Origin of the sequence: Maricaulis sp., from assembly GCF_015665295.1 — a bacterium.
Lineage (GTDB): Bacteria > Pseudomonadota > Alphaproteobacteria > Caulobacterales > Maricaulaceae > Maricaulis.
In genome coordinates, this window is record NZ_JADFAJ010000016.1 from 1 (window position 1) to 25127 (window position 25127).

The following is a 25127-nucleotide window of genomic DNA, read 5'->3' on the forward strand; positions in this document are numbered from 1 at the left end:
GCCGAAGTCGAACCGGCGCGTTGCGCCAGCCAGGAGATCGCGTTCAACCAGCTGACTGGCTCCACGCACCTGGTCATCCGGCCAGCCAACATGCCAGGTCAAGCGGCGCGCCAGGCCGGTATATCGCGGATCCACCTGCGGGAATTCGGCGCAGCCATCGGCAAACACCGACTGTTCGAACCGGCCACCGGGATAAAGCGTGATCAGGTGCATGCGGCTCAGCCCCTCGGCCTCGGAGCTTGACACGCCGCGCATGACCTGGCGCGCACCATGGGTCGCCATGCGCGCATCGGCGGACAGGGCGGCATCAACATGCAGGGTACCGTCAGCATCTTCCCAGGCGCCTCCGATATGGAACAGAAAGCCTGGCGGCAAATCCCAGGTCCGGCGTTGCGACCAGTCGGCCTTGTCGATCGCAATCACGCGCATGGCGCGACTGTCATCCCAGCGGAAACTGTCGAGATAGGGCAGTTGCGCCCGGTCCCAGCGCAGGTTTCCGACGAGAAAAAGGAGGGATCGGTCAGTGACCGCAAAATCATGGATCATTCCGCCCGGAACATCACCGATCAGTTCCGCCCGTTGCAGGGTGCCGTCGGCACCAACCTGCCAGACGACGAGGGCTTCTTGCGCCGGTGCCTGGCCGAAATTCCAGACGGTACCGTCCGGGTCGACCTTTGGGTGGGCCGAGAAGGGCAGGCCCGCCAGATCCTCACCCCAGTTTTTGGGTCCCTGACTGGCAAGCGTTTCCGGATCGAGTTGCCAGGCGGACCCACCTTCCCACAAGGCCATCAACTGTCCGTCCAGCATCATCACCGAGGTATTGGCAGCGTTCATATCGTCCGGACCGCGCATACCCTGACCAGCGGGCGGCATGGACCCGAATGTGGGCATAAGGAAGCGCCCCGCTTCCTCCTCGGCCAGCCATTTGCGGGTTTCGACAAAGCGCGACCTGTGACTGACAGGCTCGCCCGGTGCCAAACGCCAGGCATTGACCATGCCGTCGCCATCAAACCAGTGCCGGTAACGCCACCCATCGCGGCTGAAACGAGCGGGTCCGTTGCGGTAAAGCATGCCAGCCAGCCCGTCCGGAAGGCGCCCGTGAATCCGTTCGGCCACCCCATCAAGACCGCTCGCCGGCGCGTCGGTGAATCCCAACGTCCACGGGTCCTGTAGCGTCGCCGCCTCGAACGCCTCATGGACGGGGTCGGTATCCCGGCTTGCAAAGGCGAGACCCGGCATGCCAGCAGCCCCTCCGGCCGCTGCAAGCATGGCCAGCATGTGGCGGCGATTGGGTTCCATCGACATCCCGGCCTCCCTACTGGACGTTCAGCGTGTGCGTGTTCTCACCCGGGACAAGCTGGAAAACGGCGTCCGCCCAGCTGGCCGGCCCGAAACGGCCACGCGCATTGTTTGAGAAGGCAAAAGGCTCGCTGGGAATACCCATCAGGTTGACGTCGAGTTCGCCGTCACCATCAACGTCGTGATACATCCGGATGGCATACGCGCCTGCCGGCAACGCGTCGAAAGAGACTGTCACGGCATCGCTACGCACCGCGACTCGGCTGCCTGCCACCGGGTCGCCATCATCCCAGCTCTCGGACGAGGCGAAGACTGCCATCATCACCGCCCCGCGGGCTTCCGGCAGGCCTTCAACATGCACAATCAGGCTGGCCGCTTCGGCCGGAGCGGTTCCAAGGCTGGCGGCCAGGATCAATGCTGTCATCATCATCGGTTTTCTCTCTGTTTCAGGCCGGCTTCATCGCCGGCGTCTTTTCAGGCATGACGCTGACGGGCGGGACGCAAAACATCGATTGCGCCAACAGGCTGCCTGGCTTCGCGAATTGCGCTAGGTGTTCATTCACGTTTCGCGAACGACCAGGCTGCCGATGATCGAGAGACTGAAATCCTGGGGACCGAATACCGCAGTAATCCTCGCTGCAGGCACCTTCCTGTCCATTCTGGCCCCCTATGAGACAGGCCAGCTGGGCCTGCCCTGGATCTGGCTTTACTGGACCGGGTTGATGGCGCTCGGATGGACATGCGGCAATGGCTGCACCTGGTTGTTCGAGCGCTATGCGCCGGACTGGCCGAAGCCGGCGACCGGGCTGGCAACGTCCATACTGGTGTCATTTCCGGTCACCATCGCCGTGGCCTTGCTGCAGCTTTCCCTCAACGGGCGCTTTCCGCTCTACGTCCTGCCCATGATCTACTTTCTTGTCTGGGTGATCTCGGTGGCTGTCGTGACCGTGTCGATTCTGATCGAGAACAGCCGTCCCAACACTGTGACCGACCCCGACACCGCCCGCCCGCTGCCCGCGCTCGCCGACAAGCTGCCGCCGCGCCTGCGTCGAGCCGACATCCTGGCGCTAGAGGCGGAGGACCATTATCTGCGGGTTCATACCGATCGGGGCGATTGCCTGATTCTGATGCGGCTGGGCGATGCGGCTGCGGCCGTGGCGCCCCTGGACGGAGCCCGGACACACCGGTCCTGGTGGGTCGCCCGAAAGGCCGTCGATCAAGTTTCTCGTGGCGACGGTCGGGCCACGCTGACACTGACGACAGGGACGGAGGTGCCGGTCAGCCGGACCTATGCCCCGAAACTGCGGGAAGCGGGCTGGTATTAGCGGAGCGTCTTGCGGAATGACCGCCACTCGTCCGCCGTCTGGCCCCAGACATCCACGATCATGTTGAAACCGGCCACTTCGGCGTCATGGCCCAGATCGCGCGATCCGATCTTCGCGGCCACACCCTGGCTCGGGTGATTGTCTTCGTGGATGAGGTGTATGACATCCGGCCATTCCAGGGTGTCGATCGCATAATCCATGCAAGCGGCCGCCGCTTCGGTCGCAAAACCGCGACGCCAGCTGGCCCGGTTCAATGACCAGCCGATCTCTGGCTGCGGCCAACCATGTGGATACCAGGGGCCGACCCGGCCCAACCACTGCCCGCTGCCCTTCTCGATCACCGAAAAGAAGCCATAGCCGCGCAGCGCCCAGTGACCGACAATGCCACACAGGCCGCGCCAGACATGGGCCGGCTCCTGAATCCCGCCGATAAACCGGGCGGTTTCTTCATCGCCCATCAGCTCGCATAGCGGCTCGAAGTCCGACAGGTCGGGTTGGCGCAAAATGAGACGGTCAGTTTCGAGTTGGATCTGGGTCATGTCGCCAATCGAGAAGTCGCAGCTCGTCGCGTCAAGTGATTTCACGGCCAGCCTTTTCACGCATTCTATATGATCGGGTGCAGTCTCGCACCACTGGAGAGAACCGCTATTCTCCGATCAGCCGGTCGCCGGAACAGCTGGTTCAAAACTTGCAGCGTGCAGGTTTGGGCAAGACAGAGTGAGTTGTACTTTCCATGACCGAGAAACGGCACGGTCCGGGCGTCATTACCCTGCTGGTCTACCTGGTAGGCGCGGCGTCGCTGGCTGGCGGCCTGTCGGGATGGATTCATGCCACCGGCGCGATGGACTGGGCCAAAGGGCTGGAAGCCCCGAACTGGGCACCCAGCTTCGACCTGATGAATATCCTTGGCCTGCTGGTCCCGAAATTCGTCGTCATCGCGCTCTGGATTGTCCAGCGCAGCGGCAAGGATGGCATGCGGCTGCTCAGCGCCTTGCTGATTGCCCTTCTGCTCGCCGGCATGTCGACGCAGATCTGCATCTTTTTCGGCATGCGTGACCCGGCCCTTGGCTTTCTCGCTGCCATGGCCATGTGGGTCTACGCCCTGTTTGCAACCGGCATTGTCGGGCGCGCCTCGACCGCCGCCGGTGTTCTTCTTTGGGTCCCGTTTGCCTGGCTGACCACCCTGCTGGTCTTCGGCTTCGAACTGATGCGGCTCAATGCAGTCGGGACGTTCGCCGGCGGGCTTTAGGCACGAAAAAGCCGCCGACCCAAGGGCCGGCGGCTTTGGCAAACATGACCGTATCGCCTACGCCAGCGACGGCTCGAGACCCTTGCAGGCCGCAACCAGGCCCTTCACGGACTCGACCGAGTTATCGAACATGGCCTGCTCGTCGGCATTGAGTTCGATCTCGACGATTTTCTCGACACCACCCGCACCGATCACGACCGGCACGCCGACATAAAGATTATCCTGGCCGAACTGGCCGGAGAGATAGGCGGCGCAGGGCAGGATGCGCTTCTTGTCTCGCAGGTAGGAGACCGCCATGTCGATGGCGCTCTCGGCCGGGGCATAGAAGGCCGAACCGGTACCGAGCAGGGCGACGATCTCGCCGCCGCCGCCACGCGTGCGCTGGACGATCTCGTCCATTTTGGCGTCGGTCGACCAGCCCATCTTGATCATGTCCGGCACCGGGATGCCGGCGACGGTCGAATAGCGCAGCAGCGGCACCATCGTGTCGCCATGGCCACCCATGACAAAGGCGGTGACGTCCTCGACCGAGACTTCGAACTCGTCAGCGAGAAAATGACGGAAGCGCGCACTGTCGAGCACGCCAGCCATGCCGACGACCTTGTTGTGCGGCAGGCCGGAGAATTCGCGCAGCGCCCAGACCATCGCGTCGAGCGGGTTGGTGATGCAGATCACGAATGCGTCCGGGGCGTGTTTGGCGATGCCTTCGCCAACGGCTTTCATGACTTTGAGATTGATGCCCAGCAGGTCATCGCGGCTCATGCCCGGCTTGCGCGGCACACCTGCGGTGACGATGCAGACATCGGCACCGGCAATGGCGGCGTAGTCGTCCGAACCGGCGAGCTTGGAATCCTTGCCGAAAACCGGGCTGGCTTCGGCAATGTCCAGCGCCTTGCCCTTGGCCACGCCTTCGGCAATGTCGAACAGGACGACATCGCCCAGTTCTTCACGCGCTGCGATGTGGGCCAGGGTGCCACCGATCATGCCGGATCCGATGAGCGCAATCTTGTTACGGGCCATGGAGGAGCTCCTCTTGTGGGGATGTTCAAGCGATTGGCCAGCGGTCTAGCGCTGCGCGGCGGGTTCGGCAAGGCGGTGATATCGCCGCATCCGGTCACAAGATCTCGCCGCACCGGCCCGAAACGGCCTGTCCGGACCCGTCTCACCCCGCCAGCTGGAAGATCTCCTCGACCGTGACCCCCAGCGCTGCAGCGAGCTTGAGCGCCAGGATGGTCGAGGGCACGAAGACCCGGTTTTCAACCGTGTTGATGGTTTTGCGGGTCACGCCGACCCGCTCGGCCAGCTCGGCCTGGGTGATGCCATCACGGGCGCGCAGTTCGCGGAGCCGATTGGCGAGTGCGTCGGCCGAACTCATGCCTCATCTGCTTCGTCGGCGCCGCCATCCAGGATCAGGAAGGCGAAGATGGGAACAGCGACCCCCACCATCATCAGGCCCCGCATCATCAACTCGATTGGCAACTCGACGAAATCAGTGAGTGCAAAACCCAGCGTGATCACGACCATCAGGGCGATATAGCCGATCCGCAAGGCACGAGCCTGATGATGCGCAAACAATTCATCCTGGATGACAGCCTGACTACGGCTCCGCGTGACGCGGCTCGCATAAACAAGAAACATCACCATGGCGGCCGCGAAACCAAGGCTGCCGACAAGACCGGCCAGTGTGATGATCCCGAAAGCGGTAGCCGATGGAGACAGCCAGACCTCCGCAATCTGCATGGCCTGCCAGACCAGGAATGACGTGGCAGCGAGTGCCAGAAAGTGATTGCGCATGCAAATGAGAGAAGAAATGTGGGTCATGTCGACCTCTCTGTAACCTTGACGTTATCAGTCACCTACAGGTTACATTTCGCGACTTTTCACAACGTCGCCTCTCTCTCCAGGATAGAATACATCAAACGCCGCCGGATTGCGGGCCGGGACCGGGGTGATCCCGGCGAAGCGGCGGAAATCCCGGGTCATGTGGGCCTGGTCGGCATAACCTGCATCCGCAGCAACCTCGGTCAGTGGCAAGCCGGCCTTGATCGCTTCGCGGGCCCGGTGAAAGCGGAAAATCCGGACCATGTCATTGGCGGTCAAGCCACAGGCCCGCTCAAACCGACGGCCAACCGTCCGTTCGCTGGTGCCAGCCAGCCTGGCAAGGTCCGCGAGACCCGAAGCTTCGACACGCTGCAGCGCCTCGACAAGCCGGCGAACGCCTGTCTGGACCAGCGGAGCCTGCAGCGCATGATCGAGATCCGTCGCAGCGACATCGAGAAAATCTGCCGGCGATGAAGCCGCACGTGCGACGCCCAACAATCGTTCTGTGGCCGGATCGCCCAGGATGTCGCCAAGCGGAACCGCGCGGTTGCGCCAGGCGGAGGGATTTGCGCCCAGCGCGCCTGCCGCCCAGGGGTGCAACCGGATCCCGACCACATCCATCGGCCCGCTCTGACGCAGCACAAGGGCACGGTTCAGTGGGCCATAGAAAAATGCTTCGGGCTGACGCGCCCACCCGTTTCCGCGCTGTTCGAGCGGCGGCTCCGACCGGTGCAGGATGATTTCGCAAGCGCCATCCGGCGCGATCATCTGCGGTGCATCATCGCCCGCATGAGACAGAAACCAGACACCTTCGATGCGGTCGGCCAGACCGTCACCCGCCGGCCGAAACTGATACGCTGCCTCGCTCATTGCGCCCCCTTGTCCGGATCATTCAAGACGGCGGCAGATTACGCTGTCAATAAAAGCGATAGCACATTGGAGACCACGACGATGACCATCCGAAAGCACACAGAACCACGCCGCGCGCGCCGTTTCGCCTTGGCGGCATTTGCGGTCGCAGCCTGCACCCCGGCCCCGACCGCACTCGGCCAGAGCATTTCGCTGGACTGGATGGCCGGACATTGGCGCAGCACGAACGCTGATCCTGTGATCGAAGAGGTCTGGACCGATGGTGCCGGCGGCCTGCTGCTCGGCATCAACCGGACACAGGTCGAGGGCCGGGCCGTCGGCTTTGAATTCCTGCGCATCGAACTGGCCGGAGAGACCGGTCGCTATTGCGCCCAGCCGGGTGGCCGCCCGGCGACTTGCTTCAACCTCACGGAACAAAGCACAATGTCGGTCCGCTTCGAAAACCCAGGCAACGACTTCCCGCAAGTCATTGCCTACAGTCGGGATGGGGACGTTCTCACAGCCCTGATCTCGGACCTGTCCGGCGAGCAAGCCATGAGCTTTACCTGGTCACGTGTCTCCTACTGATCAGCGCCGGACCGCCATCAGGATGCCATCGCCGATAGTGGTGAACGCCATGTCGACCCGATCATCATCGCGCACCTTGGCCGCCAGGGCGGCGAGGGCTGCGGTATCCGCATCAGTGGCGATCCTGTCCGGCCGGGCGACATCACCGCCCCACAACACGTTGTCGAACAATATGAGGCCGCCGGGCCGCACAAGTTTCAGCGCCGCCTCGTAATAGGCGTCATATCCGGTTTTGTCGGCGTCGATAAAGATCATGTCGACCTTGCCGGCATAGGCTTTGACAAGGCGACCGAGCGTCTCGCGGGCATCGCCGAGGCAAAGGTCGATCTGGTCGGAAACACCGGCTTCGGCCCAGTAGGTCCGCGCCCGGCCGGTATAATCCTCGGACACGTCACAGCCGATCAAACGGGCGTCGTCGCCATGGATAGCCCGCATGGCCAAAAGGGTGGCGAGAGCGGAATAGCCGGTGAAGACACCGATCTCGACCGCAAGCCGGGCGGAGACGAGGCGGGCGCAGAGCTGCAGGAAAGCGCCCTGCTCCGGCGAAATCTGCATCCGAGCGACATCACCCATCGCGTCCGTCTCGACTCGGCATCGCGCCAATGCCTGATGCTCGGACCTGTTGGCGCTGCGGACGTATGAAACCAGGTCCGGGGACAGGCCGATGGATCGGGACATGAATCCTCCCTGAGAAAACAGGTTGCGCAGTGACCTAGTCGCCCAGAATTTCGCGCTCGATCCATTCCTGCAAGGTCTCGGTGGAAAAGTCATCTCCGGTGTAGAGTATCTCCGGCTGGTAGGCCTCCATCGAACCTCTGCTCCGCCCCCGATAGACCTTTGTTGGCAGGCCCAAACGAGCGTGTTGCGACGGCAGGACAATTTCCCGCAACTCCATGTACAGGGAGTCAGCGCCCGTCATCCACCCGACGAGGGAGGCCGTGTCTGTCGCGAGCACATTGTCGGCAAAATCAAGACAGGCGCTTGCGCAGGACGACCCGGCCGAAAGAAAGAGCACCTGCGCCTGGACGGGGTTTTCAATCCGAACCTCCTCAGCAACCGCCTCAATCATGTCAGGCACAACGACACGCCCGTCCGCCGGAACAGGACGCACCAGGGTCCCGGACTGAAAACGGACCAGGGCTTCACCATGGGTCAGCCCCACGCGCATCTCGTCAGCCACGTCCTGAAAATGGTCCGCTACTGACGCATATCCGTCCGCCTGTATTCTCGGAACCAAGGCCTCGAGATGGTCGGCATTCGCAGACGACGCTCGCCAGTCCACCGCCGACAATTGACCATTTTGCTGGTTGAGATAGGCCCTTCCCCAAAGCAAGAGGGCAATCTCGCGCCCCCAGGCGCTACTGCCCCCGCCATTCTGGCGCAGGTCAAAAACTATGACATCTGCGGAACGCAACTCATCGGCCTGCTCGGCGATTGAATCAATAAGGGCCCTCAAAGCCAGACGCGCATCTTGATCGGGATTAAAGTTCGGCAAATTGATCCAGTAGCGGCCCTCGCCGAAGGATCGCATTCCGCTGGAAAGAGTTTCCCCGCCACCTTGACTGGCGGCCAATTCCGCCTGCCAGGCATCATGCTCGATCGCGCGCCAGGACAGCTCAATGTCCGCCTCACGACCATCCGCCAGCCGGAACAGGCAGGTCTCGATCGGCGGCGCGAACGGGTTTCCCTCGTGGAGGAACAGGAGCGCCGCGCGACGCATCCAGTCGACTTCACGCGCCTCGACACCGCGAAATGCGAACACGCGCTCGCGCATTAAGGCGTCGAGATCTCGGCCCTCACATTCGAGTATTTCGGCGCCGAAAAGGCCGCCCTGAGCTTCGCTCGTCCTAACAATTCGCGTCCGGCCATCAATCGCGCGGGCCACGACGAAACCAGGCCAGCGGTGTCTCTCCGGTTCGATGCCGACCAAAATTCCGAGATGATTGTCACTATATCCTGCCCCGTAGGAGAGGAGGGCTGCCCGATAACCCATCGCTGTCTCGGCACGATCAGCAAACGCCAGAGCGCGATCACGGATCGCGTCCATCCGTTCGCCGAAGTCGGGGGCTAGTGGATCAACAGGCCCTGGGTGACTTTCGCTGATCTCACGGTGCGCGGCCTCGATATCCGCCCGCGCCAACGCAGACCAGTCAACAGCGGCGCTCTCTTGCGTGATCGCCAGAGCTCCGACCAAAAGTACACCGTACATGCATCACCTCCTAGGCGACACCAAACTAGTCAAAGGAATGCGTGACTAGCTACTTGCCGGAGACATAAGCATTTTTAATGTTTGCGCACACGGCCATCAGGACCCCCCGGACATGATCCATATTCGCAATCTCGGCTTTAACGAATTCGATCTGCTTTTGAGGTGGGCCGCAGCGGAAGGCTGGAATCCAGGCCTGGACGATGCAATGCCCTTCCATTCTGCTGACCCGAAAGGCTTCCTTGTGGGGGAGATCAATGGCGAGCCCGCAAGTTTGATCTCGGCGGTTCGCTACTCAGACGCGTACGGCTTTCTGGGCTTCTACATCTGCGCACCTGCGTTTCGCGGACACGGGCATGGCTGGGCAATCTGGCATGCTGCCATGGCCCAACTGGACAATCATGTCGTCGGCCTCGACGGCGTGATCGATCAGCAGGACAACTACCGAAAATCCGGCTTCGCCCTGGCGCACAGAAATATTCGACACGGCGGGACGGTCGCCTGCGAGACGCCGGATGATTCCCGCCTCGTTGTGGTCAACAACAACCTCATTCCCGCCCTGCTCGAGTTTGATCGCGGCTTCGTTCCTGCTCCGCGCGATGCCTTCTGCCAGGCCTGGCTCGACCCGTCGATCACCAGCCGTCACAGCCTTGCCCTCATCGAGGACGGTGAGATCATCGGTCAAGGCACGATCCGCAAATGCCATGACGGCTGGAAGATCGGTCCGCTGTTCGCGCGCAGCGAGATCGAGGCCGATCTGTTGTTTCGCGGCCTGTGCTCCAAGGCTGGTGGCGAGACAGTGTTTCTCGATACGCCGGAACCCAATCAAGCGGCGCTGGCGTTGGCCGCGCGCTTCGGCCTTGCGCCCGTCTTTGAAACCGCCCGGATGTACCGCGGCGAGGCCCCGCCCCTGCGGCTCGACCAGATCTTCGGGAACACCACATTCGAGCTGGGCTGACGCTCAGTCGCCGTCCTGCTCGCGGCGCTTGGCGGCGAGATAGTCATGCGTCCGCATTTCCATGAGACGCGACGCGGTCCGCTCGAATTCGAAGGCACCATCGCCCTCCGGGTAGAGGTCGACGGGGTCGGCATCGGCACTCATGACGAGCTTGGTCCGGGCTTCGTACAACGCATCGATCAGGGTCACGAAGCGCTTGGCCTCATTGCGCTTGTCAGAGGACAGCTTCGGCACGAACTCCAGCAGCACCGTATGAAAGCGCTCGGCAATCGTCAGATAATCGGCCGCCCCGAGCGGTCGGGCGCAGAGCTCGGAGAAGGTGAAACGCGCCACACCGGCCGCCTCGCGATCAATGGTCAGGGCCCGCCCTTTCACGTCGAGCACACAATGCTGGGGCACGGCGCCCGATGTCAGGCGTTCCCACGCCTTGTTCATGGCCAGCTCGGCATCGGCGCTCAGCGGCGTGTAATAGACCGGTGCCGCCTCGAGCTGGCGCAAGCGGAAATCCGTGCCGCCATCCAGCTCCATCACATTCAGCCGGTCCTTCAGCATCTCGATGACCGGCAGGAAGCGCTGCCGGTTGAGGCCGTTCTTGTAGAGATCGTCGGGGTGACGGTTCGAGGTCGCGACCACGACAACGCCGCGCTCGAAAAACTGTTCAAACAGGCGGCCCAGAATCGAGGCATCGGCAATGTCGGTGACCTGGAATTCGTCGAAGGCCAGCAGCCGGGCGCCGGCCGCGATCGCCTTGGCAACCGGCGGGATCGGATCATCGCCGGCACCGCGGACATGTTCAGGGCGCTTGCGGCGCTCCTCCGGTGTCAGCTTGCGCCATTCGGTTATGCGTGCGTGCACATCCTGCATGAATTCATGAAAATGCGCCCGCCGGCGCGGCTTGACCGGCGCGCTCTCGACAAAGAGATCCATCAACATTGACTTGCCGCGTCCGACCCCGCCCCACAGATACAGTCCGCGCGGTGCAGGATCGGGCTTGCCGAACAACCTCCTGCGGTGCGGACGCCAGCCTGCCAGCCGCGCCGCCAGATCGGTCAGCGCGATGGCCGCCTGCTCCTGCTCCGGATCGGGGCTGAGAAGACCGGCTTCAACACGGTTACGCAGGACAGTCAGGGGCGTCGTCATGGGTGACAGGCTTGGGTGCTGCGGGTTGTCAGGTCAATGGGCGCGGTGCAGGGCCGGGCCCCCGACGCCGTCCACCATGGCCCAGCATCAGGCGCGGATCGCTTCCAGCGCCGCACGCATCGCGTCAGGGAGCTGGACCGGCCGACGCGCGTCGCGATCGACATAGACATGAACAAACCGCCCTTGGGCGGCCGGCTGATCCTCGCCCTGTCTGAACAGACCGATTTCATAGGTGACGGAGGAATTGCCCAGCCGGACGACCCGAACGCCGCCCTCCACGGTTTCCGGATAGGCCAAGGGCGCGAAGTAATTGCACCCGGTCTCGACCACGAGACCGATAACCGCACCGGCATGGATATCCAGCCCGGCCTCCTCGATCAGGAAACAGTTCACCGCCGTGTCGAAGAAACCGTAATAGGCCGCATTGTTGATGTGGCCATAGATGTCGTTGTCGGCCCAGCGGGTCGGCAGGACGCGAAAGCGGGGATAGGCACTGCGGGCGCGCTTCTCGATCACAACACGGCCTCGTAACAGGCTTGGGCCGCCTCGAGGGTCATGGCGCGGGGATTGTTTTTCAACAGCCGCTCGACCTTCATCGCATCCTCTGCGAGGCGCGGCAGGTCGTTGTGCGAGACACCCACCTGGGTCAGCCGCGTTTCGATGCCGACCCCATCCGCGATCCGCTCCATCTCGGTGACCAGCGCCTCCGTCGACGGCGAGGTCAGATCAAGATGAGCTGCGAGCTGCGTGTAGAGTGGTTCCGCACTGGCGGCATTGTAGCGCAGCACCGGCGGCAACATCAGCGAATTGGAAAGACCGTGCGGGACGTGAAAGACCCCGCCGAGCGGATAGGCCAGCGCATGCACGGCCCCGACCGGCGCATTGGCGAAGGCTTGCCCGGTCAGGAGCGCGCCAAGCAGCATGTCCTCGCGCGCCTCGATATCCGATCCGTCCCGACAGGCTCGCTCGATCGCGCCATGCAGCTTCTTCAACCCCGCCAGGGCCAGTGCGTCCGAGACCGGGTTTTTCTCGATGGCCGAGGTATAGGCCTCAATCCCGTGCACCATCGCATCGATTCCGGTCGCCGCCGTCACATGACGCGGCAACCCCAGGGTAAGCTCGGCATCGAGTACCGCCATGTCGCCATAAAGCGCCGGGTCATTGACTCCCATTTTGGAGGTTTCACCGACCGTGACAACAGAGATGGGGGTGACTTCGGAGCCGGTCCCGGCCGTGGTCGGCACCAATACCAATGGCAGGCGCAAGCCCTTGACCTGATTGACGCCGTACATGGCGGAAAGCGGCTGATCACAGCCCAGAAGCAGGGCAACCAGCTTGGCTGTATCCATCGATGATCCGCCGCCGAAACCGACCACCAGCTGACCGCCAAATGCGCGGGCCCGCTCGGTTGCGGCCAGAATCATGTCCTCGGGCGGATCGGCCACGACATCATCGATCACCAGAACCGATCGACCAGCCGCCTCCAGCCCTGCGAGAGCGCTGTCGATGAGGCCGAACTGACGCACGCCCTTGTCGGTCACCAGTACGACACGTTCGACACCCGCCATCAGGGGCGCCGCGATGTCGGCCAGTCTGCCGGCGGCGCCTCGTCCCGCGTGAATATGGGGTACGGTTCGGAACTGGAATGTGGCCATTTTGGGCTCTCAACACCGGATTACAGTTAACGGTATGTTTTCCATGTCCTATCCGTCCGAACTTGGCAAGGGGAGGACGGATAGCAGTTCGCCGCTCATTTCCTACGCATCTGTTTTGATTGAAGAGCGTTGGTTAATTCCACAAGAAACCTAGCTATTACAGGTGCTCTCGGCCTTTCTGCTCATTTTCGAATACTGGCGAACGGCGTTCGAAAAACTTATCTTCCGGCCCGTAACAAGAACAAGAATGTGTAGGTATTGAGTATGACGGTGAGGGTCGACCTTATCGACGGTGGAACGGTCGTCGAAATTCGAGCCCGTGGCCAGGCCACGCGTCGCGAAGCCGGCTGGGCCACGGAACGGGCGCGCGAGTTGTGCCAACGTCGCGCGGTGACGGCAATTCTGGCTGACTGCAGCGAAGCGGAACGGCAGACAACACCGCAATTGTCCGCCGAGATTATCGAGAACTTCCTGTTCGCAATCGAACGCCCCGTTGCGGCCGCCTATGTAGTTCCGCGCGTCTGGGACGACGCATACCACGCCGCTGTCCGCAGCGAGATCGGCGACCTCCCGGAACATGCGCGCTTCTTCACCAGCCGCGATACTGCGCTGGACTGGCTGGTCTCCCTGCAGCCGGCATAAGCCGGTCGGCCTCACCCCGCAGACCACCAAGAAAAAGGCCTCCCCAACACAAAATCGGGAGGCCTTTTGCGTTCAGGAACCAGCTCCCGGCGGGACCTAGTTCATCGTGGGAATGACAAAGGCCTGATCGCCGATATCACCGGTCGGCCAGCGCTGGGTCACGGTCTTGATCTTGGTGAAGAAGCGAATGCCATCCGTGCCGTACTGGTTGGTGTCGGTGAAGGCCGACCGTTTCCAGCCCCCGAAGGAGTGATAGGCGACGGGCACCGGAATCGGCACATTGATACCCACCATGCCGACCTGGACTTTTGAAGCAAACTCACGCGCCGCCAGACCACTTCGGGTAAAGATCGCAACACCATTGCCGTACTGGTGTTCGGACGGCAGGTGAGCCGCCTCGTCCAGGTTATCGGCCCGCACGACCTGCAGTACCGGACCGAAAATCTCTTCCTGGTAGGAGGACATGGAGGGCTTCACATTGTCGAACAGGCTCGGCCCGATGAAGAAGCCTTTCTCATGGCCCTGAAGCTTGAAGCCACGACCATCCAGCAACAGGTCCGCGCCCTCATCGACGCCTGTCTGTATCCATTTCTCGATCGATGCCCGGTGGGTCGAGGAGACGACCGGTCCGTAGTGCGCGTCACTGTCGGTCGAAACGCCGACGCGAAGCTTGGCCGCCTCTTCCCTGATACGACCGACGAACTCGTCGGCCGTATCCTTGCCGACCGGCACCGCAACCGGCAGCGCCATGCAACGCTCGCCGGCAGAACCGAATGCGGCGCCGAGAAAGTCGGTGACCACCTGGTCCATGTCCGCGTCGGGCATGATGATGCCATGGTTCTTGGCACCGCCCATGGCCTGGAAGCGCTTGCCTTCGCGGGCGCAGGTCTGGGCAATGTAGTGGGCAATACTGGAGGAACCGACAAAGGAGACGGCCTTGATGTCCTCATTGTGCAGCAGCGCATCAACAGCCGTCTTGTCGCCGTGTACGACCTGCAGCACACCTTCAGGCAGTCCGGCCTCGATCATCAGCTCTGCCAGACGAACCGGAACTGAAGGATCTTTTTCCGACGGCTTGAGGACCATCGCATTGCCGGTCGCGAGCGCCATACCCATGAACCACATCGGGATCATGGCCGGAAAGTTGAATGGCGAGATGCCGGCGACAACGCCGAGCGGCTGGCGCATCGAATAGACATCAATGCCGGGGCCGGCGCTCTCCGTGTACTCACCCTTCATCAGGTGCGGCACGCCGCAGGCGAATTCGACGACTTCCAGACCGCGGATCAGATCGCCCTTCGCGTCGGCGATCACCTTGCCATGTTCCGAAGAGAGAAGCTCCGCGAGACTGTCCATCTCGGCTTCGACCAGCGACTTGTACGTCATCAGGACACGGGCGCGACGTTGTGGATTCATGGCAGCCCATTTGATCTGGGCCGCCTTGGCATCCTCGACCGCCTTGGCCACCTCGTCCGTCGTCGCGAATTGGACGCGGGCCTGCACGTCACCCGTGTTCGGGTTGTAGACGTCGCCGAACTGCCCGGACACGCCGACTGCGGCCTTGCCGTTGATAAAATGATGGATTTCGCGCGTCATCGCTACGCTCCCGCAACTCGAGTGGATCCGGTCCTCTCCGGGACCGATTGCTGGCGCTGACTTAGTATGCCTGCCCCGGCCTGTCGAGCGGTGGCTCAGTTTTGGGCGGCCGCGCGACCCCGGGACACGCATGGATTGAGGATGGACCGATTGCGACCGGTTTATCCTTGCAAAGCCATGGGACCCGCACAACAATATGGACCTGATACGCAATCGGTTTGGGTGTTGGCGAGACCGCCGACGACAACCGCTATCATCCTCAGGGGAAAATACCGTGGCTACTGTTCGCAAACTCACAAATTTCAGGTCATTGCTTGTCGCGACAACCTCGATCATCGGATTGTCAGCGGCACCCGCCCTTGCGCAGCAGGAAGTCGGTCAGATCGTACCGGTCGATGGCGTTACATCCGACGACACCTTCGACTCGGCGACCGATGTAACCGGCATCGGCATGTTCTTTCGCGATGACGGCTTTGTCTGCTCCGGCACCCTGGTCAATCCGCGGATGGTCCTCTTCGCCGCGCATTGCGTGAATGATCGCCCGGCCAGCGACTACGGCGCCGGCATCAACGCCGCCTGGTCTTTCGGCGCTGACGCCCTGCCAGGCTTCATCGACTGGATCAACAACGGCTATTCGAGCAATCCGGATATGGCCGTCTTCAATGTCGCGCAGATTCTCTACAATATGGAATCGGTCGCGCGCCCCGAAGGGCTGGGATTCCTGGAAGGCGATATTGCACTATCAGTGCTCGACACACCCGCCGGCAATGTCCCGACTTGGGCGCTCCTGTTCTCGGCGCTGCCGGCGCCGACCGCCTACACGCAGGAAACCGGCTCTGGATATCACGTCAACCTGGTCGGCTACGGCCGAAGCGGCGACGGGAGCTCGGGCGCCTCCATCGCGATCGACTGGCGTCGCCGTGCGGCCGAGAACTTCATCGGCGCCCTTGCCTCACTCGATGATCGCAATTTCTTCCTGTTCGGATCTACGTTTGGCGACGCGAATCCGCAAAACCTCTACCAGCTCGACTTCGACGATCCGACGCGGACCAACCCGTTCGATTTTGACCTCTTCCGCGGCGATGCGGCCCCCAATGAGGGAACAACTGCGGGCGGCGACTCCGGCGGCCCCCTGATTCTCGATGCGGCCGGTAACGCAGGCATCGGGGAAGACCTGGTGATCGGCGTCCTGTCCGGGGGCTCTCGCTTCTTTGGACCGCAAGCGTTTTCATCCTACGGCACCAGCAGTTTCTATCAGCCGCTCTACCTGTTCTGGGACTGGGTCGTCGAGAACAACCCCTATCGCTACGTCTCGACCGATGGCAGCGACGGCAATTGGGAGGACCCCAATCACTGGGTCACACAGCTCGATCCGGCCTTCCGGGTGATCGACGAGAATGGCAATATCGTCAACGGCCTGCCCACCGACCCGGGCGAAGGAATCGGCGACACATCCGATCCTTGGGGTGAAATCTGTTTTGCACCCATCGAGTGCGAAACACTCGAGACCGGCGTTGTGGCGCCTTACAATGAAGGCGGCGCCCAGCCGGTTGCCGGACTGAACGACAACAGTATCGGCTCAGCCGGCGACAATTCCGGCGGCCTCGCACCGGCGCGCCTGCCGGTGTCGGAAGCAAATCCTGCTTATGCCGTGCAGAGTGACAGCGCGGCAGGCCCGGGCACGCTTGGTGCCCTGCCGGCCGCCACGATCACCAACGGCCTGCCGGGCGCGACCGGCTTTACAGTCAACAATGTCAACGCCACCGCGACATCGATCGGGCGCTATTTCGACGTCATCCTGTCGGATGGATTGACCACGCTCTCCAGCACGGTCGAGGTCGACCGGCTGACGCTCGCCGGCGCATCGGCCGGGCTTGACGTGGCCAGCAATGGCGACCTGACCAGCCTGATCGAGATCATGCATCAGTCGGGGTCGATGAATGTCGACGGCACGTTGAGCAGCTGGGGCGATTATCTTCTGATGTCCGGCGTGCTGACCGGTTCCGGCACGATCAACACGCCCTACCTCACCAACATCATGGGGCTGATCGGACCGGGTGGCATGGGGCAGATCGGGAATCTGACCGTGAACGGCAATGTCATCCTGGCTTCGGCCAGCGGCCTGGTGATCGACATCGCGCCCGGCGGCTCCGATCGTCTCACCGTCAATGGCACTATCTCACTCGGCGGTACGCTCATTCTCAATCCGGTGAACGGCTATCTGCCGCGCTATGGCGACGGCAACAGCTTCATCCTGGCAACATCCACAGCTGAAAGCTTCACCGACATCATGGATCTGCCTGGGGCCCTGCGGCCGACAGTCAGCTTCGCCAACGGAACCGTTTCCTATTCGATCGAAGCCGACAGCCTGACCAGCCAGGCCAGCTTCAGCAATTTCTTCCAATACAATCTGGCCACCGCGCTCGATGATGGGCGCGCGGCAAATTACGACGATCTCGCAACGATCTACGGCCTGCTCGACCTGCTGGAAGACAGCGATCTCACGGCCGCCCTCGACAGTCATGCGCCCTACGAGACGGTCATGTTCGACCGGGCAGCGCGTGCACAAGGCAATGCTCTGAGCGCAGCCCTGCGCAGTGAAATCGGCGGGCGGGCCTCACAGGCCGACGCAGTGGTCGATGTGCTTGCGAGCGCCGAGCTTCATGCCAACGGCATGGCCCGCGCGGCCCATCTGAGCGGTGCCAAGTCGCTCTTCCGTCAGCCCGCCACCGGCATGGGTCCGACGGGTGAAACCGGCTGGCGCGCCTTTGGCCAGATCGGCCTGATCCAGGGCGATGCCGGCCTGATCGGCGGAGCCGGTCAGTTCGACTTCGATGGCGGCTTCACACTGTTGGGACTCGAAGGCCGGGCAGGCAATGGCTGGTCCTTCGGTGGTGCGATCGGCCTTGCCCAGACCGATGGCGATGCGCCAGCCAGCATCGGCTATGTCACGAGCGATGTTTCGACGCTGCAGTTCAGCGCCTTCGCGGGATACCGGAAAGATAACTGGAACCTGTCCGGCTATCTCAGCCACTCGACGCTTGAGAGTGACGGGGTGCGGAGCCTGGCAACCGGTGGCGCTTCACGACTTCGGCAGGACGGCGATGCGCTCGGTGCAGGCGCCGAAATCACCTATCAAGGCTGGTCCGGTGAGGGCTTCTCGATCGCACCGACGGCGAGTTTGGAATACAGCGATTTCAGTTTCGACGCGGCGACGAGCTCTGCCGGTCCGGCGAGCCTGGCTGTCGCAGGGCGCTCGGCAACCAGCTTGCTGGCGCGCGCCGGTGCAACCGTGGAATGGCAGGCTTTCGGTGTTGAGCCGAGCGTCTATCTCGGTGCGGCCCGGGATTTGGGCGACAGCGACGAGCTCTACTCGGCCGCATTCGCCAGCGCGCCGCTGGTCAGCTTCTCGGCCCCGGGGAGTTTGACGCTCGACGCCACATGGTTCGAAGCCGCGGTCAGTTTCGAGAAGACGCTGTCAAATGGTACAGTCTTCTCCTTCAGCCACCAGCGCGATATCAATCGCAACTATATCAATCAGGCGGTTACCAGCATCGCGATTTCGATGCCGTTCTGATCTGCTTTTTGTCGCATTACCCAGGAGCACCCGGTCTATATCGGCCGGGTGCTTTTGATTCACGGATTCCGCGACGGATTTGCAGCGAGATACCGTTGAATGCGACATCCATCCAGGGAAGGATATTCCATGCGCAGGACGATGACCGGGCTCAGCGCCCTGATTTTTCTGGCCGGGTGCGCCGGCAGCGCAAGGGACCTGGATCGTCGCCCGCCAACGGGTTTCGAGACGGCGGCGCGGCTTGCCGATCAGGGACGGCATGCAGACGCCCTGCCGATCCTGCGGTGCATCGCCGGGCAGGGTGACGGCTTCGAGATCGCGCAATTCCTTGCCGGCCGCAGCGCGCTCGCCCTGTCACAAGCCGACACGACCCCGGCTCTCATGCGCGACGCGCTGCGGGTTGAAGGGCTGGACCGGCTGGTCTCGGCCGGCAATGCCGGCTGGCCGGCCGCCCAGGCCGCGCTGGCAGAAGCCTTTGCCAGCGTGCCGACCGAGGAAGCGCTGATGGAGGCCGCCTTTTGGGCCCGGCTCTACCGCCGCAATGCCCGCGAGCGCAGCTATGGTCTCGACCGTCTCGACAACGCCGTCGAGGCCGACATCGAGGCCCGCCTTGATCCGGCCGCCATGATGCAGGCCCGCGATCGTACGGCCGCCTTCCAGGCGACGCCGCTGACCCGCGAGACGATGACTCCGGATTGCGCGCGGCATGTCAGAAGCGGGCGCGGTGGCGGTTCCGGTGTCAGCGAAGGCCCGGGGCCGCGCGGCGGCGGGAACGGACCTCCCCGCGGGAGAAGCGAACGAACTGGCGGACCAATTGGACCAGTTGGGCAGGAAGATCGAGGATTGCGTCAGGACGCCTGAGCGAGCGCGTCTGCATCCTTGCCGACCAGGTCGGGACGATTATGGCAGCAGTCATCCACCAGGAAATTCACTAGGTCACGCGTTCCGTTCGGATTGAGCGAATAGAGCATGAAACGAGACCGGCGTTCCGCCTTGATCAAGCCAGCCCGCTCAAGCGCCTGCAGATGGCCGGTCATGGTCGAGGGGGGAATGTCAAAACCCTGGGCCAACGCCCCGGCCGAAGCACGCTCTGGTGCCTGGTCGCACAGCTTGCGAAACAGGGCGAGGCGCACGGGGTGCGCAAGGGCCGCGAAACCGGCAAGTGCATTGCGAGCAGTCATGCAGTCCGGGTTACGGGCGAAGCATGACCGCTCAATACAATTTCAATGAAAGTTTTGCGACAGTTCCAAAGGCCTGCATGGCTCGCGCGCGCCTCATGCCGCGTTGTTGCGGGCCGGAAAAACTCGATCCAACAGTCGGCTGACCAGCCCGTGCCGGATGCCGCGCGGACGGCGGGCGGGATCGCCGACCCGCGCCAGCCCGGCCAGCGCCGTTGCATCGCTGACCAGACCCACTTTGCGAAACATTGCTGCCTCGCCGCCGATCTTGCCCTGCAGGACCCAGCTGGGATCATGCTCAAGCGCATCGGCCAGGCGAGCACAAGCGCCATGGTCGGCCCCCAGCAGCACCAGGATGCCGCCATCACGCAGCCGCCCTGAGACGTGACGCCAATTGGCCGCCATGGCCGGGAATCCGGTCTCGGCACCGAAAATCGCGAGATCAAACGGCGCGTCAGACCCGCCCGCGCGTACCGCCGGCCCGCCGCTCAAGGCGTCCGTCGGAATGGCGCGCCGGTCGCAGGCCGCCTGCAGGGCTTCGATCGCGCCCATCGTCGCCACCACCTGGTGATGCGCGCCGCGCTTGAGGCACACCGCGCCAAGATCGCCGCCACCGATCTGGATCGTCCGCTGGCCGGGCTGGACCATGGTGGTTAGGTAATCAGCCACGAGATCATCCTGGATGCGCGCGCGCTTGTTCGGAAGGCGGCGGATTTCCCCGGCGGGCAGCGTTTCGGTCATCGTCATGGCGTGTTCCATTCGTGAACAAGGCGTTAACGTCTGACCGGGCTGTCGCAAGCTGCGGGCCAGGTTGTAAATCTTACGGTAACCCTATTGGCCGTCAGGATGGAAACCCATTGCCTCGGCACCACTCCGGGAGTTTCCTGCGTTCATGACCCAAATTGATTTTCTGCCTGTCACGGCGGAGCCCCATATCGTTGATGTGCTGATCGAAGACCGCGCGCCCCGCCTCATCAACACACCCCTTTGGCCGCTGGTGAAGATGATCGGCTACCCGCTGCTCGGCTATCGCCGGGCTGTCGCCATGGCAGATGCCATCGCTGACCTGTCCGGCACGGATTGTTTTGAATGGGCGTCAGATTATCTTCGCCTGCAGACCAACTGCGCGGGGCTCGACCATGTGCCAGCGGAGGGCGCCTGCGTGATTGTCGCCAATCACCCCGGAGGAATTGCCGACGGTATCGCGCTCTGGGATACGCTGAAGGCCAAGCGCCCCGACCTGCTCTATTTTGCCAATCGCGATGCGTTGAAAGTGTGCCCAGGACTGGAGGAGCGGGTCATTCCGGTCGAGTGGCGCGATCACGCCCGCAACCGCAATCAGAGCCGGGAAGTCCTGAGGCGGGCCATCGATGCCTTCAAGGCCGGCCAGTGCATCGTGCTGTTCCCGTCCGGGCGGATGTCAGAATGGAGCTGGAAGCATTGGGGCCTGCGCGAGCGACCGTGGCAGCCGACGGCAATCAGCCTCGCCCGCAAGTTTGACGCGCCGATCATCCCGCTTGCCGTGCGCCAGCGCATGCCCTTCCTCTACTACGCCCTTGCGCAGATCAATGAGGAGCTCAAGGACATGACGATCTTCCACGGCTTCATGGGCAAGGCCGGCACCCGCTACAAGCTGGCCTATGGCCGCCCGATGATGGTGAGCAAGGAAGATGGTACGGACAGCCAGGTCACCGAAATGTTCCGGGATATTTGCGAGCGGATGGCGTGGGGGCGCTAATCGGGTTCGGGATTCATCCGGTTGATCAGCGTGTAGTTCGATCCCTCGGACACCGCGAAAACCAGATCGGGGCGTCCATCGGCGTTCAGGTCCCCGACGCTGAGATTATACGTATCTGACGGCGCATCGCCGACCTCAAGCGGTACGAAGCCGTCCGCAGAGCCGAGATAGATCCGGTTGCGGACCCCGGAATTGGCAACACCAATGTCCGTTCGCCCATCCTGGTTGAAGTCGGCGAGGGCGAGGCCAAACTCCACGTCAGTCGCGTCGCCGAAGCGCTCGATCTGGGTGAACCCCCGGTGCCATCATTGACCAGAATGACGCTTTGCATCTCCATGCCGCCGGCGAGGATGTCGGGGTGGCCGTCCCCCGTGACATCGCCCAGCGCGACCGCCCTTATCTCCATGGAGAGCTCCCCCGCCAGCAGGACCGGTTCGGAGAATCCGCCCGCGACCAGACCCCGATACAAGACCACCCCTTCACCGCCGCGATTGGAGAAAACCAGATCGATCAGGCCATCGGCATCCACATCGCCCGCCGCAAGCTGGATCGTCTGCCAGGCGCCCGGCAGTTCGATATCATCGCCAAAATGGCCTGTACCGTCGTTAAGAAAGTAGCGGTTTGCCTCGCCCCGCTGGACGAGGACGAGATCCTGATCGCCGTCGCCATCAAGGTCGGCGGCGGCAATGCTGCGGGCCTGGGCGACCGGGCCAAGCTCGCGCGCCTCGTCAAAATGGGCGGCGCCATCATTGAAGAGGAGGAGAACCGGCAAAAGGTCTCGCGCGACGGCCGCGTCGAGATCGCCATCCCCATCAAAATCAGCCAGCGCCGCCTCATAGCCGGTGGCCCGGTCCGGGCCTGCATTCCGCGCCGAGCGGAAGAACCCCATCCCGTTATTCAGGAAAACCTCATCCTGCTGGATCCAGTGACGACCATTGACGGCGAACCCGTCGAGATCCCCATCGCCATCAAGATCACCGAGATTAACCGAGGCTGTGAGGCCGGTCTCTTCGCCGAAGAAATTATAGGGATGGAGCCAGAACGGGTCCTGCGCTGCGGCAAGACCCGGCATACCGAGAGCCACCGCTAGCCCTGTCAGCAGGCGTTTCATGATCGTTCTCCCCATCGATTTGAAAGAACGCTAACCGGTCGAGTTTCCGGCCGCCAGTTAAGCTTTGTTCGTGAAGCCCCGCCCACCAGGAAGCGCAACACCCATTTTGGCCGAGACGACTCACGATTCGGCCAACCGGGCCCTGGCGAGTACCTCAGCGGGAAAACCACTCGCTGCATCCGATCACCCTGCAGGAAGCATCCCAAAGCAGAGAGCGCCAGAATTGACCGGCGGCGGATAGGTAGGAATCAGGATGTTACGTGTTTTCTCAGCTGGACTTGCCCTTTTGGCAGCGACTGCGGGCGTCCAGGCCCAGGATCTCCAGACGCAGGTGGAAAGCTGGCGCACGCGGACCGATGTGCTGGGTATCTCCGTTGCTGTTTGGGACGGACGAAGTCTCGACACGGCAGTCGCCGGGCATCGCAGCGAAAACGGAGAGGCGATCACCCCTAGCGACCGCTTTGCCATTGCCAGCGTGTCCAAGACATTCACGGCCGCGGCCATTCTCGCTCTGAACGCAGACCATCTTGTCTCGCTTGATGACGCGGCTGCGACGGCATCCGGACTGAATTTTGGGGCCAATCTGACTGTCAGATCCCTGCTTTACCACACAGCTGGCATCCCGGAATACATCGGCGGGGCTCTCAGCTTTCAGACATTTCTGGCCGAGCATTCGAACGGACGGTCGTCCTGGTTGAGCGAAACGGTCGTCGGGTTCGCGACTGCCGCCCCCGGGACAGCTAATTCGGATTTTGCCTACTCGAATTCCCACTACGCGGTCCTGGGACGGGTTATCGAGCACCAGACCGGCCTCGACTTGGCCGATGCGCTGGACAACCTCGTCTTCCAGCCTGCCGGCCTCTCCAGTGCCAGCCTTGTAACCGACAGTTCTGACGCCCCCGACGCGCTCGGTTACTCAGCCATGCTCGGCGGTGTGTTGGGAGCACCCCAATTTGACGACCGCCTCGCACGCGAACTGGCCAGCCTTGGCTATGCTGCGGGCGGGGTGATGATCAATGCTGGAGACTTGGCGCGATGGGGGGCGATCTGGCTGGCCGATGACACTGGCGCTACTGGCCAGGCATACCAGTTACCGGCGGGCGGCGAGGCTTTCGGTCTGGATGCCGGGCGGGTGTCGGTGGGAGCCGGCGCGTTTGAGGTCCTCTACGGCGACCATCGCTACCGCCTCCACGGCGGTGATGGTCTTGGCGCGACAGCGCTGGTATTCTATGACCCTGAAACCGGGATCTCGGTCGCCATCCTGCAGAATGATGATACCGTGCGGTCTCTAGGCTTCGGCGCCCCCGGCTTCCTCGATGAGCTCGCGCTGGAAATACTTGCCAGTCGCGCCCGATAGAAAAAAGCCCCGCCGAATCCGGCGGGGCTTGACCGATTTCAGTACTGGCGTGGAGGCCTAGCTTTCGCGCTCGACCATCATCTGCTTGATCTCGCCGATGGCCTCGGCCGGGTTCAGACCCTTCGGGCAGACCTGGGCGCAATTCATGATGGTGTGGCAGCGATAGAGCTTGAACGGGTCATTGAGCTCGTCGAGGCGCTCGCCGGTGGCCTCGTCGCGGCTATCGGCGAGCCAGCGATAGGCCTGCAGCAGGGCGGCCGGGCCCATGTATTTGTCGCCATTCCACCAGTAGGACGGACAGGCCGTGGAGCAGGAGGCGCACATGATGCACTCATAAAGACCATCCAGCTTCTCGCGCTGTTCCGGGCTCTGTTTCCACTCTTTTTCAGGCGCCGGCGTATCGGTCTTGAGGTAGGGCTTCACTGCGGCGTGCTGGGCGTAGAACTGGGTCAGGTCCGGGATCAGGTCGCGAACCACGGGCTGGTGCGGCAGCGGCGAGATGGTGATGTCACCCTTGTACTCGTCAATGCCGGACGTGCAGGCGATCGTGTTGCGGCCACCGATATTCATCGAGCAGGAGCCGCAAACGCCTTCGCGGCAGGACCGCCGGAAGGCCAGCGAGGCGTCAACATTGTTCTTGATCCACAAAAGGGCATCGAGAACCATCGGCCCGCAATCGTCCATGTCCACCTTGTAGGTGTCCCAGCTCGGAGTCTGGTCGGTCTCCGGATTGTAGCGATAGACCTTGAAGGTCCGCGTATTCTTCGCCCCGCCCGGCGTCGGATGGGTCTTGCCCTTTTTCGGGGCGGAACCTTTGGGAAGTGTCAGCTGAACCATG

The 25127-nt window shown here is 62.7% G+C and carries 26 protein-coding genes and 1 pseudogene; 9 read left to right on the forward strand and 18 right to left on the reverse strand.

Going from position 1 to position 25127, the window contains the following annotated elements:
* The coding region (locus tag QZZ02_RS08025; RefSeq protein WP_291843548.1) for a carotenoid oxygenase family protein at positions 1 to 1305 on the reverse strand (1305 nt) is incomplete at its 3' end.
* A 10-nt stretch (positions 1306 to 1315) separates the two neighbouring features.
* Positions 1316 to 1729 (reverse strand): DUF2141 domain-containing protein, encoded by a 414-nt coding sequence (locus QZZ02_RS08030; protein WP_291843549.1) that lies wholly within the window; start codon positions 1727 to 1729, stop codon positions 1316 to 1318.
* 157 nt (positions 1730 to 1886) lie between these two features.
* Between QZZ02_RS08030 and QZZ02_RS08035 the strand changes: the two genes are divergently transcribed.
* Positions 1887 to 2624: a LytTR family DNA-binding domain-containing protein gene (locus QZZ02_RS08035; protein WP_291843550.1), complete on the forward strand. Its 738-nt coding sequence runs from the start codon at positions 1887 to 1889 to the stop codon at positions 2622 to 2624.
* Here QZZ02_RS08035 and QZZ02_RS08040 read toward each other — a convergent pair.
* The gene (locus QZZ02_RS08040; RefSeq protein WP_291843551.1) at positions 2621 to 3208 is read right to left on the reverse strand and encodes a GNAT family N-acetyltransferase; all 588 of its coding nucleotides are present in this window, start codon (positions 3206 to 3208) and stop codon (positions 2621 to 2623) included. The two genes, QZZ02_RS08035 and QZZ02_RS08040, sit on opposite strands and share 4 nt — an antisense overlap.
* Positions 3209 to 3357: 149 nt before the next feature.
* On the opposite strand from QZZ02_RS08040, the gene QZZ02_RS08045 reads away from it, so the two are divergent.
* Positions 3358 to 3873 (forward strand): tryptophan-rich sensory protein, encoded by a 516-nt coding sequence (locus QZZ02_RS08045; protein WP_291843552.1) that lies wholly within the window; start codon positions 3358 to 3360, stop codon positions 3871 to 3873.
* A 57-nt stretch (positions 3874 to 3930) separates the two neighbouring features.
* On the opposite strand, the gene mdh is transcribed toward QZZ02_RS08045, so the two are convergent.
* From mdh to QZZ02_RS08065, 4 genes are all read right to left on the reverse strand, one after another.
* Entirely contained in the window at positions 3931 to 4893 is a 963-nt protein-coding gene (gene mdh / locus QZZ02_RS08050; protein ID WP_291843554.1) for a malate dehydrogenase, read from the reverse strand.
* 142 nt (positions 4894 to 5035) lie between these two features.
* A complete protein-coding gene (locus QZZ02_RS08055; RefSeq protein ID WP_291843555.1) occupies positions 5036 to 5248 on the reverse strand; it encodes a helix-turn-helix transcriptional regulator in 213 nt (70 codons plus the stop codon).
* Positions 5245 to 5694 (reverse strand): hypothetical protein, encoded by a 450-nt coding sequence (locus QZZ02_RS08060; RefSeq protein WP_291843557.1) that lies wholly within the window; start codon positions 5692 to 5694, stop codon positions 5245 to 5247. Before QZZ02_RS08060 ends, QZZ02_RS08055 begins: the two co-directional genes overlap by 4 nt.
* A 42-nt stretch (positions 5695 to 5736) precedes the next feature.
* Complete coding sequence (locus QZZ02_RS08065) at positions 5737 to 6564, reverse strand: helix-turn-helix domain-containing protein (protein WP_291843558.1); 828 nt, start codon at positions 6562 to 6564, stop codon at positions 5737 to 5739.
* Between the two features lie 81 nt (positions 6565 to 6645).
* Here QZZ02_RS08065 and QZZ02_RS08070 point away from each other — a divergent pair, with 81 nt between their 5' ends.
* Positions 6646 to 7131: a DUF6265 family protein gene (locus QZZ02_RS08070; RefSeq protein ID WP_291843559.1), complete on the forward strand. Its 486-nt coding sequence runs from the start codon at positions 6646 to 6648 to the stop codon at positions 7129 to 7131.
* On the opposite strand, the gene QZZ02_RS08075 is transcribed toward QZZ02_RS08070, so the two are convergent.
* Complete coding sequence (locus tag QZZ02_RS08075) at positions 7132 to 7809, reverse strand: O-methyltransferase (protein ID WP_291843560.1); 678 nt, start codon at positions 7807 to 7809, stop codon at positions 7132 to 7134.
* 34 nt (positions 7810 to 7843) lie between these two features.
* Positions 7844 to 9340: a S41 family peptidase gene (locus QZZ02_RS08080; RefSeq protein ID WP_291843563.1), complete on the reverse strand. Its 1497-nt coding sequence runs from the start codon at positions 9338 to 9340 to the stop codon at positions 7844 to 7846.
* A 112-nt stretch (positions 9341 to 9452) separates the two neighbouring features.
* On the opposite strand from QZZ02_RS08080, the gene QZZ02_RS08085 reads away from it, so the two are divergent.
* Complete coding sequence (locus QZZ02_RS08085) at positions 9453 to 10295, forward strand: GNAT family N-acetyltransferase (protein WP_291843564.1); 843 nt, start codon at positions 9453 to 9455, stop codon at positions 10293 to 10295.
* Positions 10296 to 10298: 3 nt separating this feature from the next.
* Here the strand turns inward: QZZ02_RS08085 and zapE are convergent, their stop codons facing one another.
* The 3 genes from zapE to QZZ02_RS08100 form a co-directional block, all read right to left on the reverse strand.
* Positions 10299 to 11435, reverse strand: coding sequence for a cell division protein ZapE (gene zapE, locus QZZ02_RS08090; protein ID WP_291843565.1), 1137 nt, complete (start codon positions 11433 to 11435; stop codon positions 10299 to 10301).
* Positions 11436 to 11522: 87 nt separating this feature from the next.
* Positions 11523 to 11951 carry a thioesterase family protein gene (locus tag QZZ02_RS08095; RefSeq protein ID WP_291843566.1) on the reverse strand — a complete coding sequence of 143 codons (429 nt, stop codon included), beginning with the start codon at positions 11949 to 11951 and terminating at the stop codon, positions 11523 to 11525.
* Positions 11948 to 13090 carry an iron-containing alcohol dehydrogenase gene (locus QZZ02_RS08100; protein WP_291843567.1) on the reverse strand — a complete coding sequence of 381 codons (1143 nt, stop codon included), beginning with the start codon at positions 13088 to 13090 and terminating at the stop codon, positions 11948 to 11950. Before QZZ02_RS08100 ends, QZZ02_RS08095 begins: the two co-directional genes overlap by 4 nt.
* Before the next feature lie 264 nt (positions 13091 to 13354).
* On the opposite strand from QZZ02_RS08100, the gene QZZ02_RS08105 reads away from it, so the two are divergent.
* The gene (locus QZZ02_RS08105) at positions 13355 to 13732 is read left to right on the forward strand and encodes a hypothetical protein (protein ID WP_291843568.1); all 378 of its coding nucleotides are present in this window, start codon (positions 13355 to 13357) and stop codon (positions 13730 to 13732) included.
* Positions 13733 to 13828: 96 nt separating this feature from the next.
* Here QZZ02_RS08105 and QZZ02_RS08110 read toward each other — a convergent pair whose 3' ends face one another.
* Positions 13829 to 15328 (reverse strand): CoA-acylating methylmalonate-semialdehyde dehydrogenase, encoded by a 1500-nt coding sequence (locus QZZ02_RS08110; RefSeq protein ID WP_291843569.1) that lies wholly within the window; start codon positions 15326 to 15328, stop codon positions 13829 to 13831.
* 274 nt (positions 15329 to 15602) lie between these two features.
* Here QZZ02_RS08110 and QZZ02_RS08115 point away from each other — a divergent pair, with 274 nt between their 5' ends.
* Together QZZ02_RS08115 and QZZ02_RS08120 are read left to right on the forward strand one after the other, a co-directional pair.
* Positions 15603 to 18905 carry an autotransporter domain-containing protein gene (locus QZZ02_RS08115; protein ID WP_291843571.1) on the forward strand — a complete coding sequence of 1101 codons (3303 nt, stop codon included), beginning with the start codon at positions 15603 to 15605 and terminating at the stop codon, positions 18903 to 18905.
* A gap of 129 nt (positions 18906 to 19034) precedes the next feature.
* Positions 19035 to 19766 (forward strand): hypothetical protein, encoded by a 732-nt coding sequence (locus QZZ02_RS08120; protein ID WP_291843572.1) that lies wholly within the window; start codon positions 19035 to 19037, stop codon positions 19764 to 19766.
* On the opposite strand, the gene QZZ02_RS08125 is transcribed toward QZZ02_RS08120, so the two are convergent.
* Together QZZ02_RS08125 and QZZ02_RS08130 are read right to left on the reverse strand one after the other, a co-directional pair.
* Complete coding sequence (locus QZZ02_RS08125) at positions 19754 to 20086, reverse strand: helix-turn-helix transcriptional regulator (protein ID WP_291843573.1); 333 nt, start codon at positions 20084 to 20086, stop codon at positions 19754 to 19756. The two genes, QZZ02_RS08120 and QZZ02_RS08125, sit on opposite strands and share 13 nt — an antisense overlap.
* Before the next feature lie 93 nt (positions 20087 to 20179).
* Positions 20180 to 20830 carry a hypothetical protein gene (locus QZZ02_RS08130; protein ID WP_291843574.1) on the reverse strand — a complete coding sequence of 217 codons (651 nt, stop codon included), beginning with the start codon at positions 20828 to 20830 and terminating at the stop codon, positions 20180 to 20182.
* Between the two features lie 145 nt (positions 20831 to 20975).
* On the opposite strand from QZZ02_RS08130, the gene QZZ02_RS08135 reads away from it, so the two are divergent.
* Complete coding sequence (locus QZZ02_RS08135; RefSeq protein ID WP_291843575.1) at positions 20976 to 21821, forward strand: 1-acyl-sn-glycerol-3-phosphate acyltransferase; 846 nt, start codon at positions 20976 to 20978, stop codon at positions 21819 to 21821.
* On the opposite strand, the gene QZZ02_RS08140 is transcribed toward QZZ02_RS08135, so the two are convergent.
* Positions 21818 to 22078: a VCBS repeat-containing protein gene (locus tag QZZ02_RS08140; RefSeq protein WP_291843576.1), complete on the reverse strand. Its 261-nt coding sequence runs from the start codon at positions 22076 to 22078 to the stop codon at positions 21818 to 21820. The genes QZZ02_RS08135 and QZZ02_RS08140 overlap by 4 nt on opposite strands.
* Before the next feature lie 149 nt (positions 22079 to 22227).
* Positions 22228 to 22947: pseudogene (locus QZZ02_RS15060) on the reverse strand (VCBS repeat-containing protein); the annotation flags it as partial.
* 238 nt (positions 22948 to 23185) lie between these two features.
* On the opposite strand from QZZ02_RS15060, the gene QZZ02_RS08150 reads away from it, so the two are divergent.
* On the forward strand, positions 23186 to 24289 hold the full coding sequence (locus QZZ02_RS08150; protein ID WP_291843578.1) for a serine hydrolase domain-containing protein: 1104 nt from the start codon (positions 23186 to 23188) through the stop codon (positions 24287 to 24289).
* A 57-nt stretch (positions 24290 to 24346) separates the two neighbouring features.
* On the opposite strand, the gene QZZ02_RS08155 is transcribed toward QZZ02_RS08150, so the two are convergent.
* The gene (locus tag QZZ02_RS08155) at positions 24347 to 25126 is read right to left on the reverse strand and encodes a succinate dehydrogenase iron-sulfur subunit (RefSeq protein WP_291843579.1); all 780 of its coding nucleotides are present in this window, start codon (positions 25124 to 25126) and stop codon (positions 24347 to 24349) included.
* Position 25127: the final 1 nt, after the last annotated feature.

Bases quoted from the DNA above. Each gene is read 5' to 3' on its own strand.
- QZZ02_RS08125 (WP_291843573.1), bottom strand. From the start codon at position 20,086: ATGACTGCTCGCAATGCACTTGCCGGTTTCGCGGCCCTTGCGCACCCC.
- QZZ02_RS08030 (WP_291843549.1), bottom strand. From the start codon at position 1,729: ATGATGATGACAGCATTGATCCTGGCCGCCAGCCTTGGAACCGCTCCG.
- QZZ02_RS08045 (WP_291843552.1), top strand. From the start codon at position 3,358: ATGACCGAGAAACGGCACGGTCCGGGCGTCATTACCCTGCTGGTCTAC.
- QZZ02_RS08085 (WP_291843564.1), top strand. From the start codon at position 9,453: ATGATCCATATTCGCAATCTCGGCTTTAACGAATTCGATCTGCTTTTG.
- QZZ02_RS08060 (WP_291843557.1), bottom strand. From the start codon at position 5,694: ATGACCCACATTTCTTCTCTCATTTGCATGCGCAATCACTTTCTGGCA.
- QZZ02_RS08035 (WP_291843550.1), top strand. From the start codon at position 1,887: ATGATCGAGAGACTGAAATCCTGGGGACCGAATACCGCAGTAATCCTC.
- QZZ02_RS08110 (WP_291843569.1), bottom strand. From the start codon at position 15,328: ATGACGCGCGAAATCCATCATTTTATCAACGGCAAGGCCGCAGTCGGC.
- QZZ02_RS08130 (WP_291843574.1), bottom strand. From the start codon at position 20,830: ATGACGATGACCGAAACGCTGCCCGCCGGGGAAATCCGCCGCCTTCCG.
- QZZ02_RS08100 (WP_291843567.1), bottom strand. From the start codon at position 13,090: ATGGCCACATTCCAGTTCCGAACCGTACCCCATATTCACGCGGGACGA.
- QZZ02_RS08075 (WP_291843560.1), bottom strand. From the start codon at position 7,809: ATGTCCCGATCCATCGGCCTGTCCCCGGACCTGGTTTCATACGTCCGC.
- QZZ02_RS08150 (WP_291843578.1), top strand. From the start codon at position 23,186: ATGTTACGTGTTTTCTCAGCTGGACTTGCCCTTTTGGCAGCGACTGCG.
- QZZ02_RS08055 (WP_291843555.1), bottom strand. From the start codon at position 5,248: ATGAGTTCGGCCGACGCACTCGCCAATCGGCTCCGCGAACTGCGCGCC.
- QZZ02_RS08135 (WP_291843575.1), top strand. From the start codon at position 20,976: ATGACCCAAATTGATTTTCTGCCTGTCACGGCGGAGCCCCATATCGTT.
- QZZ02_RS08155 (WP_291843579.1), bottom strand. From the start codon at position 25,126: ATGGTTCAGCTGACACTTCCCAAAGGTTCCGCCCCGAAAAAGGGCAAG.
- zapE (WP_291843565.1), bottom strand. From the start codon at position 11,435: ATGACGACGCCCCTGACTGTCCTGCGTAACCGTGTTGAAGCCGGTCTT.
- QZZ02_RS08080 (WP_291843563.1), bottom strand. From the start codon at position 9,340: ATGTACGGTGTACTTTTGGTCGGAGCTCTGGCGATCACGCAAGAGAGC.
- mdh (WP_291843554.1), bottom strand. From the start codon at position 4,893: ATGGCCCGTAACAAGATTGCGCTCATCGGATCCGGCATGATCGGTGGC.
- QZZ02_RS08120 (WP_291843572.1), top strand. From the start codon at position 19,035: ATGCGCAGGACGATGACCGGGCTCAGCGCCCTGATTTTTCTGGCCGGG.
- QZZ02_RS08070 (WP_291843559.1), top strand. From the start codon at position 6,646: ATGACCATCCGAAAGCACACAGAACCACGCCGCGCGCGCCGTTTCGCC.
- QZZ02_RS08105 (WP_291843568.1), top strand. From the start codon at position 13,355: ATGACGGTGAGGGTCGACCTTATCGACGGTGGAACGGTCGTCGAAATT.
- QZZ02_RS08065 (WP_291843558.1), bottom strand. From the start codon at position 6,564: ATGAGCGAGGCAGCGTATCAGTTTCGGCCGGCGGGTGACGGTCTGGCC.